A 13858-nucleotide genomic window follows, 5' to 3' on the forward strand; every position below is an offset into this window, starting at 1 on the left:
CCTGGACGTGTGATGCAAAGGGGCATTCATGACTGAACAAGCCAAACCCGCCGGCTCGGCGACCCTGTCCTTCGAGGACAAGACGATCGAGTTGCCGGTCCTTTCGGGCTCCACCGGCCCGGACGTCATCGACATCCGCAAACTCTATGCGGGAACGGGCGCCTTCACCTTCGATCCCGGCTTCACCTCGACGGCGGCCTGTGAATCGGCCCTGACCTATATCGACGGCGACGCTGGCGTGCTGCTGCACCGCGGCTATCCGATCGACCAGCTGGCGTCGAAGTCGAACTTCGTCGAGGTCTGCCACCTGCTGCTACACGGCGAACTGCCGACCGCCGCCCAGTACGAGAAGTTCGAAAACAGCATCACCACCCACACGATGCTGCACAGCCAGTTCGATCGCTTCTTCGAAGGCTTCCGCCGCGACGCCCACCCGATGGCCATCATGGTCGGCACCGTCGGCGCCCTTTCTGCCTTCTATCACGACAGCCTGGACATCCACGATCCGATCCAGCGCGACATCTCGGCCATTCGCCTGATCGCCAAGATGCCCACGATCGCGGCCCGCGCCTATAAATACCACATCGGCCAGCCGTTCGTTTCGCCGCGCAACGACCTGTCCTACGCCGAAAACTTCCTGCGCATGTGCTTCGCCGTTCCGGCCGAGGACTATCATGTCGATCCGGCCCTGGTTCGCGCCATGGACCGCATCTTCACCCTGCACGCCGACCACGAACAGAACGCCTCGACCTCGACCGTGCGTCTGGCCGGTTCGTCGGGCGCCAATCCGTTCGCCTGTATCGCCGCCGGCATCGCCTGCCTGTGGGGCCCGTCGCACGGCGGCGCCAACGAAGAAGCGCTGACGATGCTCAAGGAAATCGGCACCCCGGACAAGATCCCGGAGTTCATCCAGGGCGTGAAGGACCGCAAGTACAAGCTGATGGGCTTCGGCCATCGCGTGTACAAGAACTACGACCCGCGCGCCAAGGTCATGCAGCAGTCGGCCTATGAAGTGCTGGCCGCCACGGGCCGCGAGAACGACCCGCTGTTCTTGGTCGCCAAGGAGTTGGAGAAGGTCGCCCTGTCGGACGAATACTTCACCTCGCGCAAGCTGTTCCCGAACGTCGACTTCTATTCGGGCATCACCCTGTCGGCGATGGGCTTCCCGACCACTATGTTCACCGTCCTGTTCGCCCTGGCCCGCACCGTGGGCTGGATCTCGCAGTGGCAGGAAATGATGGCCGATCCGTCGCAGAAGATCGGTCGCCCGCGTCAGCTCTACACGGGCCGGACCCAGCGCGATTATGTGCCGATCGAACAGCGCGGCTGAGACCAAGGCTAGAATGCAGAACGCCGGGGAGACATCCCCGGCGTTTTTCTTTGTCGTCAGACCAGCTTCAGATCCGAGAAACGGGCAGCCAGGTCATCCAGATCGCGGTGCATATGGGCCACGCCGATCGCAGCAGCGCCCAGAGCCACATCGTCGCCCTCGACGGCCATGGACAGGGCCAGGCTTTGGTCGATCGCACCCATGGGCTGGGCGGCCCTGCCGTCAGAAAGAGCCTTGAGTTGCTCCACCGCGCGCTCCGCGTCCTGCGACCAGGGATCCAGCCGGGCGCCGGCACCCTCGGCCTGGAAACCGCGTCCCAGGATGACGATGTCGCTGCGCACGCGCCAGAAGGCGCGCACGAGCGCGGCTCGATCCGCCGTCTCACGTTGCGGGCCGGGCAGATCGATGACGTTCTTGGCGGCCTGACCCAGCGCATCCAGCCGCCGCTTCAGATCGGCATGACGGCGCGAAATCTCGGACGCATCCTCCGGGACGGCCTTTGAGACCAAAGCCAGCAGCACCGCCGCCTCGCCCGCCGCCTCGCGCGCCTGAAGCTTGAAGGATTGCCTGGCATGGCGCGGGAAAAGGGCCAGGATCGCCAGCACGCCGACGCCGCTGCCGACCAGGATTTCCATCACCCGATCCAGCGCGAGGGACGCCGGTCCTTCCGCGCCCGTGCCACCGGCGATGACGATGGTCGCCGTCACGGGCGCGACCTTCAACCAAGGCCGCCCGGTTGCCAAGAAGGCCAGCAGGCCCGCCGAGACGGCGATGCTCAGCGCCATGCTTTCCAGACCCGGCGGACGAAGGAAGGCGAACACCGCCCCCGCCAGCGCTCCGGTCGCTGTGCCGATGGCCCGGTCGCGCGCTACGGTCAGGACGCCGCCACCGACGCTCGCCTGAATGACGACGATGGCGGAAATCACGCTCCAGTACGGGTGCGGCAGGTTCAGCCAGGTCGCGAGATAGAGCGCGGCCATCGCGCCCACCGCCATCTGAAGCGCGGCGCGCACCTCGGCCGCACGTCGCGGACTGAGCGCCCGCGCCATCGTCAGCTCGCCGACTTCTCGGCGATGACCTTCAGCACCGCGTCGGCAGCCAGTTCGGATGGGTCCGGTCCTCCGCGTCCCATCAGGTCCAATGCCGCCGTTTGGCGACGCGCCTGTTCGGCCGCCAGGGCCGGGTCGGCCAGCAGCCGCCCAACCGCCGCCGTCAGAATGGCCGGGGTCGCCTCGTGCTGGATAAACTCGGGCGCGATCCGATCGTCGGCCGCGACATTGAACAGGGTGATGTGTTTGGCGGTCACGAACCGCTTCATCAGCTGATAGCTGAGCCCGTCGATCTTGTAGGCGATGACCATCGGCGCGCCCGCAAGCGCGAGCTCGATCGACACGGTGCCGCTGGTGGCCAGGGCGACGGTCGCGGCGCGCATGGCGTCATACTTTTCGGCTTCGTCGACCAGGTGAACGCGGAATGGCCAGGCGGCGACGCGGCCTGCAACATCGTGAGCTACCGTCCCCGCGGCGACCACGGCGACTTCCAGACCAGGATTCGTGGTCTTCAGTTTTCTGAGCGTCGCCTCATAGACGGGGGCCATTCGGGTAATCTCACTGGGCCGGCTGCCAGGCAGCACCAGGAGGAGCTGCGTATCGGCGGCGATCCCATGACGCGCGCGGAACGCTGTGCCGTCCGCAGCATCCACATTCACATGAAGCGCTGACGAACCGACCACGGTCGTAGGCAGGCCCTCGCGCTCGAACCAGGGCGCATCAAAGCCATAGAGGGCCAGAAGATGATCGACGGCGCCTGCCAAGGTTTTGGCCCGGCCCGGCCGCGAGGCCCAGACCTGAGGCCCGACATATTTGATCAGCGGCAGGTCCGGCCGCGCGGCCCGGATCGCCTTGGCCACACGGATGGTGAAGCCCCAACTGTCAATCAGCACCACGGCGTCGGGCTTTTCCCGCTCGGCCAGCGCCGCCGTCTGCTCGACGCGCCGCTTGACCTTGCCATAGGCGCGCAAACCCTCGATCCAGCCCAGGATCGAGAGTTCGGCGATGTCGAACGGGCTAACCACGCCTTCGGCCGCCATCTTGGGTCCGCCGACGCCGACAAAGGCCACACCGTCTCCTAACCGCACCTTCAACGCCCTGGCCAGACCGGCGCCCAGCGCATCGCCAGAAGCCTCCGCCGACACCAACATGATCTTTAGCGGACGGCTCACCGATCCTCGCCCCAGACGAACAGGCCCAGACGGTTCGCCGTCTCGACGATGGCCGCGCGATCAATCAGGATCAAACGTCCGGCCACCCCGCCGATGCCCGCCAGACCGGCCGCCGCCGCCATTTCAAGCGTGCGCGGCCCGATCACGGGCATATCGACGCGCAGATCCTGAATGGGCTTGGGCGCCTTGCCGAGCGCGCCCCTGGGGTTATCAACCGCTCCACGCAAGTCGGCGGGCAGATTGGCGACGCGGGTCAGCATCGCGTCCGTACCTTCCTGCGCCTCAACCGCAAGGACCAGGCCGTCACAGACGACGGCGCCCTGCCCGATATCGAGTTCGCCTGATTTTTCGGCGACATGCAGCGCCTTCTTTAGATCGGCTAGCTGCTCCTCGGTCGGCGAGAAGGCGCCCAGCGCGCCTTCGCCAAGCGTGTCGCCGCCCAGAATGTCGTCGGCGCCTTCGACGGCGAAGCCTTCGGCCTCGAACACTGACAGGATTTTGCGTAGCAGGGCGTCATCGCCCTTTGAGGCGGCGGCGACGATGCCCGGCAACAGGGTCGCCCCCTTGAAGTCAGGTTTCAACGTCTTGAAATCCGGCCGATTGACGATGCCCGCCAGACACACGGTCGTGCAGCGCTCGGCCTTCAACGCCTTCAGGATCGCGCCGATCTGAGCCATGCCGAACTCGGCGCCGGGCCAGCGCGCCAGATGCTCGTCAGCAAACCCCGCCAGACGGATCACGAAAACCGGCCGTCCCAGCGCGTCGCAACGCGCCGCGACGGCCGCCGGCAGATCGCCGCCGCCTGCGATCAGACCCAGCTTTTCAGCCGCGCTCATTCCGCGTTCGGCAGGCACAGCGGACGACGCCCGCCGTCACGGATGAAGGCGATGATCTCCACGATCTCGGGCAGGTCGGCATAGCGTTCCGCCACGCCACCGATCCGACCGGCGAACTCGCCCTCGCCCTCGAACAGATCACGATAGGCCGCAAGCAGACGCCGCACTTGATCCTTGCCGTATCCCTTGCGCTTCAACCCGATCAAGTTCAGCCCACGTAGCCGCGCATGATTGCCCCAGGCCGAGCCATAGGGGATGACGTCGCGCGTCACCGCCGCTAAGCCCCCAATGATCGCGCCTTGCCCGACGCGACCATTCTGGTGCACCGCGCACAGCCCACCCAGGAACACCTTGTCCCCGACCTGAGCATGACCGCCCAAAGTCGCGTTGTTGGCCATGACGACATTGTCGCCGACGACGCAGTCGTGACCGACATGGGCGCCGGTCATGAACAGGTTGTTCGACCCCACGACCGTCACGCCCGTCCCCTGCGGCGTGCCTCGATTGAAGGTGCAGTGCTCGCGGATCAGGTTGTTCTCGCCGATCTCCAGCCGAACCGTCTCACCCTTGTAACCATTGTGCTGCGGGTCGCCGCCGATGACGGCGAACGGATGGATGACCGTCCCGCCCCCCACCGTCGTGTCCTGCTGGACCACGACATGGCTGACCAGGCGCACACGGTCGCCCAGCAACACATTCGGTCCTACCGTGCACCAGGGGCCGACCTCCACACCCTTGCCCAATGTCGCCGTCGCGTCGATCACAGCGGTAGGATGAACGGTCATCAGGCCGCCGGCCCAGGCGCTGGAGTGGGCACAGTCACGACCATGGCCATGAACTCGGCTTCGGCCGCCAGCTTGCCGTCGATGAAGGTCTCGCCCCGGAACTTGTAGGCGTCGCCCCGCGCGCGGATCACCTTGACCTCCATGCGCAGTTGGTCGCCTGGCCGCGCGGGCTTTCTAAAACGAACCCCGTCGATCGACATGAACATGATGACTTTGTCGGCCACGGCGACGTCCAGCGTCTTGGACATCAGCAAGGCGCCGGTCTGTGCCATGGCCTCGACGATCAGCACGCCGGGCATGACCGGATCGATCGGGAAGTGCCCCGGGAAGAAGGGCTCGTTGTGGGTGACGTTCTTGATGCCGACGATCGATGTCGCGGGCACGAAGTCTTCGGCCTTGTCCACCAGCAGGAAGGGATAACGATGCGGCAGCCGACGCATCACCTCGGCGTAATCGATCTTGCCCTCGACGGCAGTCGTGTCGCTCATCCCTATGATTCCTTTGGAGCCTTCTTCGATGAGGCCTGTTTGGCGAGCCAGACCGTCTCGCGCAAGAACTGTCGGATCGGACGCGCCGGATAACCCGACCAGGTCTCGCCAGCGGGAACATCGGCCAGCACACCGGCTCCGGCCGCGACGCGCGCACCCTCGCCGATCGTGATGTGGTCTCCGATCCCCGCCTTGCCGCCGAAGATGACATTGTCGCCCACGGTCACCGAGCCCGAGATGCCGGTATTGGCGACCAGCAAGCAGTTGCGGCCGATGACGCAGTTGTGGCCGACCATCACCAGATTATCGATCTTGGTGTTCTCGCCGATGACCGTGTCGTCATAGGCGCCACGGTCGATGCACGAGTTGGCGCCCACCGTCACGCCGTCCTGAAGGATGACGCGACCGAGTTGGGGAATATCCATGACCCCCGCCGCTGTCCCCGTGGCGCCGAAGCCCGCTTCGCCGATCCGGGCGCCGGCATACAGCTTCACCCGGTCGCCGATCAGCGCGAAGGCCACGCTGACGTTGGCGCCGATCACGCAATCACGGCCGATTTGCACGCCGGGCGCGATGACGCTGTTGGCGCCAATGCGGGACCCTCGACCGATGCGGACGCCCTGCCCCAGGATCGCGCCCGGTTCGACCACGACGCTGTCGTCCTCGCCCGCCTCGTCGCGGGTTATCGCTTTGTCCAGAAGTATGGGCCGATGCAGCGCCAACGACGCCTTGGCCCAGGCGGCTTGAGGCGTGCGCGAGATGATGACAGCGGCGGACGACGGCGCGGCGTCCTTGGCCTCAGCCGGCACGATGACGCAGCCGGCCTGTGTCGTCGCCAGCGCGGCGGCGAACTTGCGGTCGCCTAAGAACGCGATCGCGCCCCCGTCCGCAGAGGACAAGGGCGCGACGTAGGCGATCATGCGATCCCCGCCCCGCTCGACCTCGCCCCCGATCTGCGCCGCCAAATCGGCGACGCTGAGGGGCGACAGGGTTTCGAAAAAGCGGGGATCGGGCATCGACGACTTAGTTGGCGGCGGCCGGTTGAGCCTGCGTCTGAGCCGGCACGGCCATACGGTTGAAGCTCAGGGTCGGCAGGGCCGTGTTCAGGCGTTGGATCGCCAGGTCGGTGACGTCCATGGCCGGGTTCATCATGAAGACGCTCTCGCGGTCCAGCAGCAGGCCGCAGCCCTTCTCCTGATACAGGGCGGTCAGGATCGGCGAAACAGCCTCGGTGATGGCCTGGCGCTGCATACCCAGGGTGTAGCGCAGCTCGTTTTCACGGGTGGCTTCCAGCTGTTGGGCCTCTTGGGCGCGCTGCTGCAGGGCCTGACGGCGCTGTTGCAGTTGGTCGGCCGGCAGGCTCGAACCCGAGGCTTGCAGTTGCTGAGCGTCCGACTGGATGGACGTGGCGTAAGGCTGCAATTCGCCCTGAACTTCCTGAGCCAACTGTTGCATGCGGGCTTCGACGGCCTGACCGGCCGACGACTGGGCCAGCAGACGCGCGTTGTAATAGACGCAGACGCCGGGGATCACCGGGCCGGGGTTGGCCGGCGCGCCGGCCTGTTGCGCCGAAGCGGCGGTGGCGATGAGCGAAGCAGCGGCGGTCGCCGCGATGATCAGAGCTTTCATGGTGTTTCCTCGTGCGGTCGAAAAAGCCGCGATTAGAACTGAGTGGAGGTCGAGAAGCGGAAGGATTCCGTCTTGTCGTAATCTTCCTTGGAAAGGACCTTGGAGATGTCGAAGCGGATCGGACCCATTGGCGACTTCCAGTGGATGCTGACGCCGGCCGATGCACGCAGCGACAGCTCATCGGCAATATTGGTGTTCACCGTTCCGGTGGACGTCAGCTTGTAGCGGTCATCCAGCACCCCCAGCGTACCGACATCGGCGAACAGCGAGGTCTTGATGCCGTATTGCTCGGGCAGATAGTTCGGCACGGTGAGCTCGACCGTGCCGATGGCGTAGAAGTTGCCGCCCAGGGCATCGGTCGTATTCAGATCGCGCGGCCCCATACCGGCTGTCTCGAAGCCGCGGAAGCTGTTGCCGCCCTTGAAGAAGCGGTCGTTGATGCGGATCGGGTCACCGTTCCAGCCGCTGACGTAGCCGGTCGAACCCTGAACGCTGACGACCCAGGCTGGCGTGATGCCATAGTACCAGCTCGCATCAGCCTCGGTCTTCACATAGTTCACGTCGCCGCCCAGACCCGCGAGGTCCTGACGCAGCGAACCGGCCCAGCCGCGTGTCGGACGGATCGGATCGTTGGTGTAGTTGACCTGAAGCGTGTAGCCCGCCGACGAGTTGATGAAGCTGCCGATCTGGTCACACAGCGCCGAAGATCCCTGCCCCACGCCCGAGCAGAAGCCCGTTGGCACGATGATCTCGTCGGACTTCAGGAAATAGCGCGTGCTCAGCAGCATATTTCCGTTCAGCGGATAGGACAGACGCAGGCCCGCGCCGGTCGAGCGATAGTCGTATGACGAGTACTGGCTCAGGTCATAGCGCGAGTGGAACAGGTCGAAGCCGGCGCGCAGGTCACGGCCGAGGAACTTCGGCTCGGTGAAGCGGAAGTCGACCTGCTGGCGCAGCGAGCCCCACTCCAGACGGGCGACCACGTTCTGGCCGCGCCCACGGAAGTTCCGCTCCGAGATGCCCAGATTGACGGTGAAGGAGTCGACGGAGCTAAAGCCCGCGCCGACGGACAGCTCTCCGGTGGGCTGTTCCTGAACGTTGACGTTGATGACCGAACGGTCCGGCGCGCTACCGCGCGTCTCCTCGACCGTCACGTCCTTAAAGAAACCTAAGGCGCGCAGGTTGTTGCGCGAGCGCTCCATCAGGGCGCGGTTGAAGGCGTCGCCCTCGGTCAGCAGCAGTTCGCGGCGGATTACCGGGTCGATCGTGCGGGTGTTGCCGACCACATTGATGCGATCAATGTAGACCCGCTGACCCTCGGACACATTGAAGGTCACATCGACCGTGTCCGTCTCGGGATTGGCCTTGTAGGTCGGATTGATCTCGACGAAGGCATAGCCGGCCGAACCTGCCGCGAACGTCAGGGCGTCGACCGCTTGCTCGATCTTGTCGCTCTCGTACAGCTGGCCTTCCCGGATCGGCACCAGGGCCTTGAGGAAGTCGGCGTTCAGCCGGTCGTTCTGGGTGACGACTTTGATCTCACCGAAGTTGTACTTGTCGCCTTCGTTCAGCGTCAGGGTCAGTTGGAACGCCTGATCGTCCGGCTGTAGCTCGGCGACCGAGGACACCACGCGGAAATCGTAATAGCCGCGGTTGGTGTAGAACTTCCGCAGCTGTTCCTGATCGTATTCCAGGCGGTTGGGATCGTAGTTGTCGTTGTTGGAGAAGAACTTCCACCAGGTCGACTTCTCGGTGACCATCACGCCGCGCACGTCGCGATCCGAAAACGCCTCGTTGCCCAAGACGTTGATGGCGCTGATGCCGGTCTGCGGGCCTTCGTTGATCTCGAAGATCACATCGACGCGGTTCTGCTCCAGCTGGACCAGTTTGGGCGTCACGGTCGCAGAGATGCGGCCCTGCAGGCGATACAGTTCGACGATGGCGCCGACGTCTTCCTGAACCTTGGCGCGGGTATAGATGCCGCGCGGCGCCAGGGTCACTTCCTTGGTCAGCTTGTCCTTCGACAGCGCCTTGTTTCCCTCGAACACCACTTGGTTGATGATCGGGTTCTCGACGATCTGGACGATCAGGTCGCCGTTCTGGATGCCCAGTTGCACATCGGCGAACAGGCCCGTCCGCGACAGGGTGCGCACCGCGACGTCCAGCACCGAGGCGTCGACCGCATCACCGGGACGGATCGGCAGATAGGAAAGGACCGTCGTCTGGTCGATCCGCTGCGCGCCCTGAACGATGATGCGGTTTATCGTGATCGTCTGCGGCGCAGCGATCTCGATGCGCGGTTCGGCGGCACTCGCCGCCGCCTGAGGCGCGGCCGTCGGAGCGGGGGTCTGGGCGGGCGTTTGAGCCGGCGCGGCAGGCGTCGTCGCCGGCGCGGTCTGCGCCAGCGCGGGTGCCCCCAGACCGGCGGCGACCGCCAGAGCCAGCAGGCTGGAGCGGGCGCTCAGTCGAAGGGCGGCGCGAGAGGTCATGTCATTCATTCGGGAAACCGTCGGGGGCTGGCGTCGGCTCACGAGACGAGCCCGCCGAGGAATTGGAAGATATTGAGCTTCTGTAGGTCGTTCCACGTTGCGAACAACATAAATCCCGCCAAAAGCGCAAGGCCTGCACGATAGCCCATCTCCTGGAATCGCGCCGACACAGGCTGTTTCGCCACAGCCTCATAGCCGTAGAAAAGCAGATGCCCGCCGTCGAGGACCGGAATGGGAAGCAGATTTAGAAAGCCGATTCCGATCGAAAGTATGGCGGCCAAGGTTGTCAGCGTCAGGATCAGGTTGATGGCCATGGCGCTAGGCGCTGGATTGGCCTCGACCGCAGCCGTGGTCAGCGAGCCCGTCGCCTTGGCCATGCCCAGCGGACCGCTGAACTGATCGCCCGACTCGCGGCCCGTCGCCAGGCGTCCGAGGTAGGTCAGGGTCGAGCCGATGACGTCGGCCGTTTGGCGCGCTCCCTCGGCGACAGCCTCGACGGGGCCATAGCGCACGTGGCGGACATCACCGGCCGACGAGCCCAGCCCCAGGCCGATGCGGCCGACCTTGACGCGTCCGGCGATGGGGTCGTTTTCCTCGCGGCGTTCCGGCGTGGCGACCAGTTCGACAGGACGCCCGGCGCGCTCGACCGTGAAGCGCACGGGATCACCGGTCGAAAGCATGACGGTGCGGGTGACCGCGCTGCCGTCCCTAATGGCCTTGCCGTTCACCTGGGTGATCAGGTCGCCGACCTGGAAACCGGCGGCGGCGGCCGGCGATCCCGCCTGCACCTGAGAGACACGCGCGGGGCGCAAGGACACGCCGACCGCCATGAAGACGAGGGCGAAGATGGTGATGGCCAGGATGAAGTTCGCGATGGGCCCGGCCGCGACGATCAGGGCGCGCTGCCACACCGGCTTGAAATGGAAATAATCGCGCTCGGCGCCCGGTCCACGCTCGGCGACCACGCGGCTGCGCAGTTCATCCAATCCGGCCCGGTCAGGCACGCTGGACGCATCCAGATCGCCCGAGAACTTCACATAGCCGCCCAGCGGCAGCCAACCGAGACGCCATTCGATGCCGTGACGATCGGTGCGGCTGGCCACGGCCTTGCCGAAGCCGACCGCGAACCGATCCACCTTCACGCCAAAGGCGCGCGCGACAAGGAAGTGACCCAGTTCGTGGATGGTGACGATAAAGGTCAGCACCAGCAGGAACGAGGCGATGGAGATCAGGACCTGACCCAGGACGCCCAGCATTCGAAAATCGTCTCCCCTGGCCTGCTGTCAGGCCGCATTCGCAAGGCTGGCGATGACGCTCTCGGCCATTCGACGCGTCTCGGCGTCGACCGAAAGGGCCGCGCCGCAGGCGTCTCCAGAACCGAAAGCCATCCCCGCTTTCGTCGCACGCTCAAGGGTTTCGGCGACGACTGCGGCAATATTGAGAAACGCCAGCTTGCGGTCAAGGAAGGCGAAGGCGGCGACCTCGTTGGCGGCGTTGAACACGGCGGGCGTCGCGCCGCCCGCCTTCAGGGCCTGACGCGCCAGATCGAGGGCGGGAAAGCGCGTCAGATCGGGCGCTTCGAACGTCAGCCGACCCAGCGCAGCCAGATCCAGCTTGGGCGCCGGCCACGCGATCCGATCCGGCCAGGCCAGGGCGCAGGCGATCGGCGTGCGCATATCCGGCGGCCCCATCTGGGCCAGGGTCGAACCGTCCACATATTCCACAAGGCTGTGGATGATCGATTCGGGGTGCACGACGACGTCGATCCGATCCTGCAGCACATCGAACAGATAAGCCGCCTCGATCATCTCCAGCCCCTTGTTGGCCATGGTGGCGCTGTCGACCGAAATCTTGGCCCCCATGCTCCAGTTGGGGTGGGCGACGGCCTGTTCGGGCGTGATGGCGACCATCTGCTCGCGCGGCGTATTGCGAAAAGGCCCGCCCGATGCGGTCAGGATCAGCTTGGCCACCCGCTCAGGCGCTTCGGCCGGAAACACCTGGAAGATGGCGGAGTGCTCGGAATCGACGGGGATCAAGCGCCCCCCTGCCCGACTGACCCGTTCGATCAGGGCGGGGCCGCAGCAGACCAGGCTTTCCTTGTTGGCCAGGGCCAGGGTCGCGCCCGTTCCCGCCGCCGCCCAGGCGGACTTCAGACCCGCCGCTCCGACGATGGACGCCATGATCCAGTCGGCGGGTCGCGTCGCCGCCTCGACGATCGCGGCGTCGCCGGCGGCGACAGAGACGTCCGTGCCGGACAAGGCGTCGCGCAGGTCGTCCAATCGCGCCGGATCGGCGGTCACGGCCAGCTTAGGCCGCCAGCGCCTGGCCTGTTCGGCCAGTTTGGCGATATTGGCGCCGCCCGTCAGGACCTCGACCTCAAACGCGCCTGTGCCCGTCGCCTCGGCTTGAGCCATCAGGTCCAGTGTGGAGGCGCCGACCGATCCGGTTGCGCCAAGCACGGTGATGCGACGCCGGATCACGCCCCACGCTCCAGCATAAGGACGATCAGTCGGCCCGCCGCGACGACGACGACCGCGAACATCAGGCCATCGACGCGGTCCAGCAGGCCGCCGTGGCCGGGAATGGTGTTGCCCGCATCCTTGACCCCGAACCGTCGCTTCAGCGCCGATTCCCACAGATCGCCCGCCATGGTTGCCAAAGCCCCCGCAAAGCCCAGCACCGCTCCCCAGACGACGCTCAAGGCGCCCATATTGACCCAGGCCGTCATGACGGCGCCCGCAACCGCGCCGGCGGCAACACCGCCGATGAACCCGGACCAGGTCTTGTTCGGCGAGAAGCGCGGCCACAGCTTGGGTCCGCCAAAGGTGGATCCTGCCAGGTAGGCCACGATGTCGGCCGACCAGGCGACGGCGAAGACCAGCACGGTCCAGTGTAGCCCGATCAAACTGTCGACGTCGCGCAGCCAAATCAGCAGGACCGAAGGCCAGCCGAGATAGAGCACGCCATAGGCAGCATCCAGCGCCTCCTGCCCTCGACTACGGGCATAGACCCCGGCCGCGACCGCGCCGAACACCAGCATGATGAAGGCGACGGACATGGCGCCGAAATGGGCGCTGATCACCGCCGCCACGACGCCGAAGCTGACCGCTCCGCCCATGACGCGGCGCGCATGGGGCGCACTCATCGCCGCCCATTCGAACGCCAGGACAACGCTGGCGACGATCATCAGCGCCAGGAACCACACGCCGCCGCCCCACGTCGCAGCGACGGCGGCGGGCGCCAGCACGACGGCGGACGCAGCCCTGAGGGCGATATCCCGACCCTTGACCGCCATCAGGCCGTAGCGCGCTCAGGCGCGATCACGCGTCCGCCGAAACGACGATCGCGCTGACCAAAGGCCGCAATCGCCTCAGCCAGGGCCTTTGGGCCATAATCGGGCCACAGAATATCCTGGAAGACGAGCTCGGCGTAGGCGGCTTCCCACAACAGGAAGTTCGACAGCCGCTGCTCGCCCGACGTGCGCACGATCAGATCAAGCGGCGGCGAGCCCGCCGTGGCGAGGCCTGAGGTCAGGATCGCCTCGTTGAAAGGCTCGACCGTCTCGCCCGCCAGCACCCGCTCCATATGGCGGCGCGCCGCGTCCACCAGATCCGCGCGACCGCCGTAGTTGAACGCGACCTGCAACAGGAACCGGTCGTTATGGGCGGTCTGGGCCTCGGCCCTTTCGATGATGGCGGCGATGTCGGCCGGCAGTCCTTCGCGGCGACCCAGGATCTTCAGCCGAACGCCGGCCTTGGTCAGCCGGGCCAGATCGCTGGCGACGTAGGACCGCACCAGCCCCATCAGGTCCGACACTTCGTCCTCGGGCCGGCTCCAGTTCTCGGTCGAGAAGCCGAACACCGTCAGGCAATCGATGCCGAGATCCGGCGCCGCCTGGATCGTGCGCTTCAGCGCCTGGACGCCCTCACGATGGCCCAGGGCCCGCGGCAGGCCGCGCGCCTTCGCCCAGCGTCCATTGCCGTCCATGATGATGGCGACGTGGCGCGGGCCGTCCTGACCCTGCTTGTCTGGGCTTTGGCCTGAAGGCGCGACGCGGTCTGCCGTCATCTGTCGTGCGAT

At 65.9% G+C, this 13858-nt stretch carries 13 protein-coding genes; 1 reads left to right on the plus strand and 12 read right to left on the minus strand.

The features are described 5' to 3' along the window. Nucleotides 1-28 precede the first annotated feature (28 nt). Nucleotides 29-1330 (plus strand): citrate synthase, encoded by a 1302-nt coding sequence (gene gltA / locus QRN13_RS08360; RefSeq protein ID WP_284877560.1) that lies wholly within the window; start codon nucleotides 29-31, stop codon nucleotides 1328-1330. A gap of 56 nt (nucleotides 1331-1386) precedes the next feature. Here gltA and QRN13_RS08365 read toward each other — a convergent pair whose 3' ends face one another. Genes QRN13_RS08365 through uppS form a run of 12 tightly spaced genes read right to left on the minus strand, consistent with a single transcriptional unit; the run spans nucleotide 1387 to nucleotide 13846 of the window. After that, complete coding sequence (locus tag QRN13_RS08365; protein ID WP_284877561.1) at nucleotides 1387-2379, minus strand: FUSC family protein; 993 nt, start codon at nucleotides 2377-2379, stop codon at nucleotides 1387-1389. Between the two features lie 2 nt (nucleotides 2380-2381). After that, nucleotides 2382-3551: a lipid-A-disaccharide synthase gene (gene lpxB / locus QRN13_RS08370; RefSeq protein WP_284877562.1), complete on the minus strand. Its 1170-nt coding sequence runs from the start codon at nucleotides 3549-3551 to the stop codon at nucleotides 2382-2384. Next, a complete protein-coding gene (gene lpxI, locus QRN13_RS08375) occupies nucleotides 3548-4387 on the minus strand; it encodes a UDP-2,3-diacylglucosamine diphosphatase (RefSeq protein WP_284877563.1) in 840 nt (279 codons plus the stop codon). Before lpxI ends, lpxB begins: the two co-directional genes overlap by 4 nt. Next, entirely contained in the window at nucleotides 4384-5172 is a 789-nt protein-coding gene (lpxA, locus tag QRN13_RS08380) for an acyl-ACP--UDP-N-acetylglucosamine O-acyltransferase (RefSeq protein ID WP_284877564.1), read from the minus strand. Before lpxA ends, lpxI begins: the two co-directional genes overlap by 4 nt. Then, complete coding sequence (fabZ, locus tag QRN13_RS08385; RefSeq protein ID WP_055753514.1) at nucleotides 5172-5666, minus strand: 3-hydroxyacyl-ACP dehydratase FabZ; 495 nt, start codon at nucleotides 5664-5666, stop codon at nucleotides 5172-5174. Before fabZ ends, lpxA begins: the two co-directional genes overlap by 1 nt. Beyond that, entirely contained in the window at nucleotides 5663-6676 is a 1014-nt protein-coding gene (lpxD, locus tag QRN13_RS08390) for a UDP-3-O-(3-hydroxymyristoyl)glucosamine N-acyltransferase (protein WP_091747011.1), read from the minus strand. The genes fabZ and lpxD overlap by 4 nt, the downstream gene beginning before the upstream one ends. Before the next feature lie 7 nt (nucleotides 6677-6683). Next, the gene (locus tag QRN13_RS08395) at nucleotides 6684-7289 is read right to left on the minus strand and encodes an OmpH/Skp family outer membrane protein (RefSeq protein ID WP_055753512.1); all 606 of its coding nucleotides are present in this window, start codon (nucleotides 7287-7289) and stop codon (nucleotides 6684-6686) included. Between the two features lie 32 nt (nucleotides 7290-7321). Continuing rightward, nucleotides 7322-9787, minus strand: coding sequence for an outer membrane protein assembly factor BamA (gene bamA / locus QRN13_RS08400; protein ID WP_284877565.1), 2466 nt, complete (start codon nucleotides 9785-9787; stop codon nucleotides 7322-7324). Nucleotides 9788-9816: 29 nt separating this feature from the next. After that, nucleotides 9817-11034 carry a M50 family metallopeptidase gene (locus QRN13_RS08405; RefSeq protein WP_271041264.1) on the minus strand — a complete coding sequence of 406 codons (1218 nt, stop codon included), beginning with the start codon at nucleotides 11032-11034 and terminating at the stop codon, nucleotides 9817-9819. Nucleotides 11035-11061: 27 nt separating this feature from the next. Beyond that, nucleotides 11062-12258 carry a 1-deoxy-D-xylulose-5-phosphate reductoisomerase gene (gene dxr, locus QRN13_RS08410; protein ID WP_284877566.1) on the minus strand — a complete coding sequence of 399 codons (1197 nt, stop codon included), beginning with the start codon at nucleotides 12256-12258 and terminating at the stop codon, nucleotides 11062-11064. Next, on the minus strand, nucleotides 12255-13073 hold the full coding sequence (locus tag QRN13_RS08415) for a phosphatidate cytidylyltransferase (RefSeq protein WP_205680905.1): 819 nt from the start codon (nucleotides 13071-13073) through the stop codon (nucleotides 12255-12257). Before QRN13_RS08415 ends, dxr begins: the two co-directional genes overlap by 4 nt. Then, nucleotides 13073-13846 carry a polyprenyl diphosphate synthase gene (gene uppS, locus QRN13_RS08420; protein WP_284877567.1) on the minus strand — a complete coding sequence of 258 codons (774 nt, stop codon included), beginning with the start codon at nucleotides 13844-13846 and terminating at the stop codon, nucleotides 13073-13075. Before uppS ends, QRN13_RS08415 begins: the two co-directional genes overlap by 1 nt. Nucleotides 13847-13858 lie beyond the last annotated feature (12 nt).

The sequence above is a fragment of the Brevundimonas sp. MEB006b genome, assembly GCF_030209705.1.
Lineage (GTDB): Bacteria > Pseudomonadota > Alphaproteobacteria > Caulobacterales > Caulobacteraceae > Brevundimonas.

Bases quoted from the DNA above. Each gene is read 5' to 3' on its own strand.
- gltA (WP_284877560.1), top strand. From the start codon at position 29: ATGACTGAACAAGCCAAACCCGCCGGCTCGGCGACCCTGTCCTTCGAG.
- QRN13_RS08415 (WP_205680905.1), bottom strand. From the start codon at position 13,073: ATGGCGGTCAAGGGTCGGGATATCGCCCTCAGGGCTGCGTCCGCCGTC.
- uppS (WP_284877567.1), bottom strand. From the start codon at position 13,846: ATGACGGCAGACCGCGTCGCGCCTTCAGGCCAAAGCCCAGACAAGCAG.
- lpxI (WP_284877563.1), bottom strand. From the start codon at position 4,387: ATGAGCGCGGCTGAAAAGCTGGGTCTGATCGCAGGCGGCGGCGATCTG.
- lpxD (WP_091747011.1), bottom strand. From the start codon at position 6,676: ATGCCCGATCCCCGCTTTTTCGAAACCCTGTCGCCCCTCAGCGTCGCC.
- QRN13_RS08395 (WP_055753512.1), bottom strand. From the start codon at position 7,289: ATGAAAGCTCTGATCATCGCGGCGACCGCCGCTGCTTCGCTCATCGCC.
- bamA (WP_284877565.1), bottom strand. From the start codon at position 9,787: ATGAATGACATGACCTCTCGCGCCGCCCTTCGACTGAGCGCCCGCTCC.
- lpxA (WP_284877564.1), bottom strand. From the start codon at position 5,172: ATGACCGTTCATCCTACCGCTGTGATCGACGCGACGGCGACATTGGGC.
- QRN13_RS08365 (WP_284877561.1), bottom strand. From the start codon at position 2,379: ATGGCGCGGGCGCTCAGTCCGCGACGTGCGGCCGAGGTGCGCGCCGCG.
- QRN13_RS08405 (WP_271041264.1), bottom strand. From the start codon at position 11,034: ATGCTGGGCGTCCTGGGTCAGGTCCTGATCTCCATCGCCTCGTTCCTG.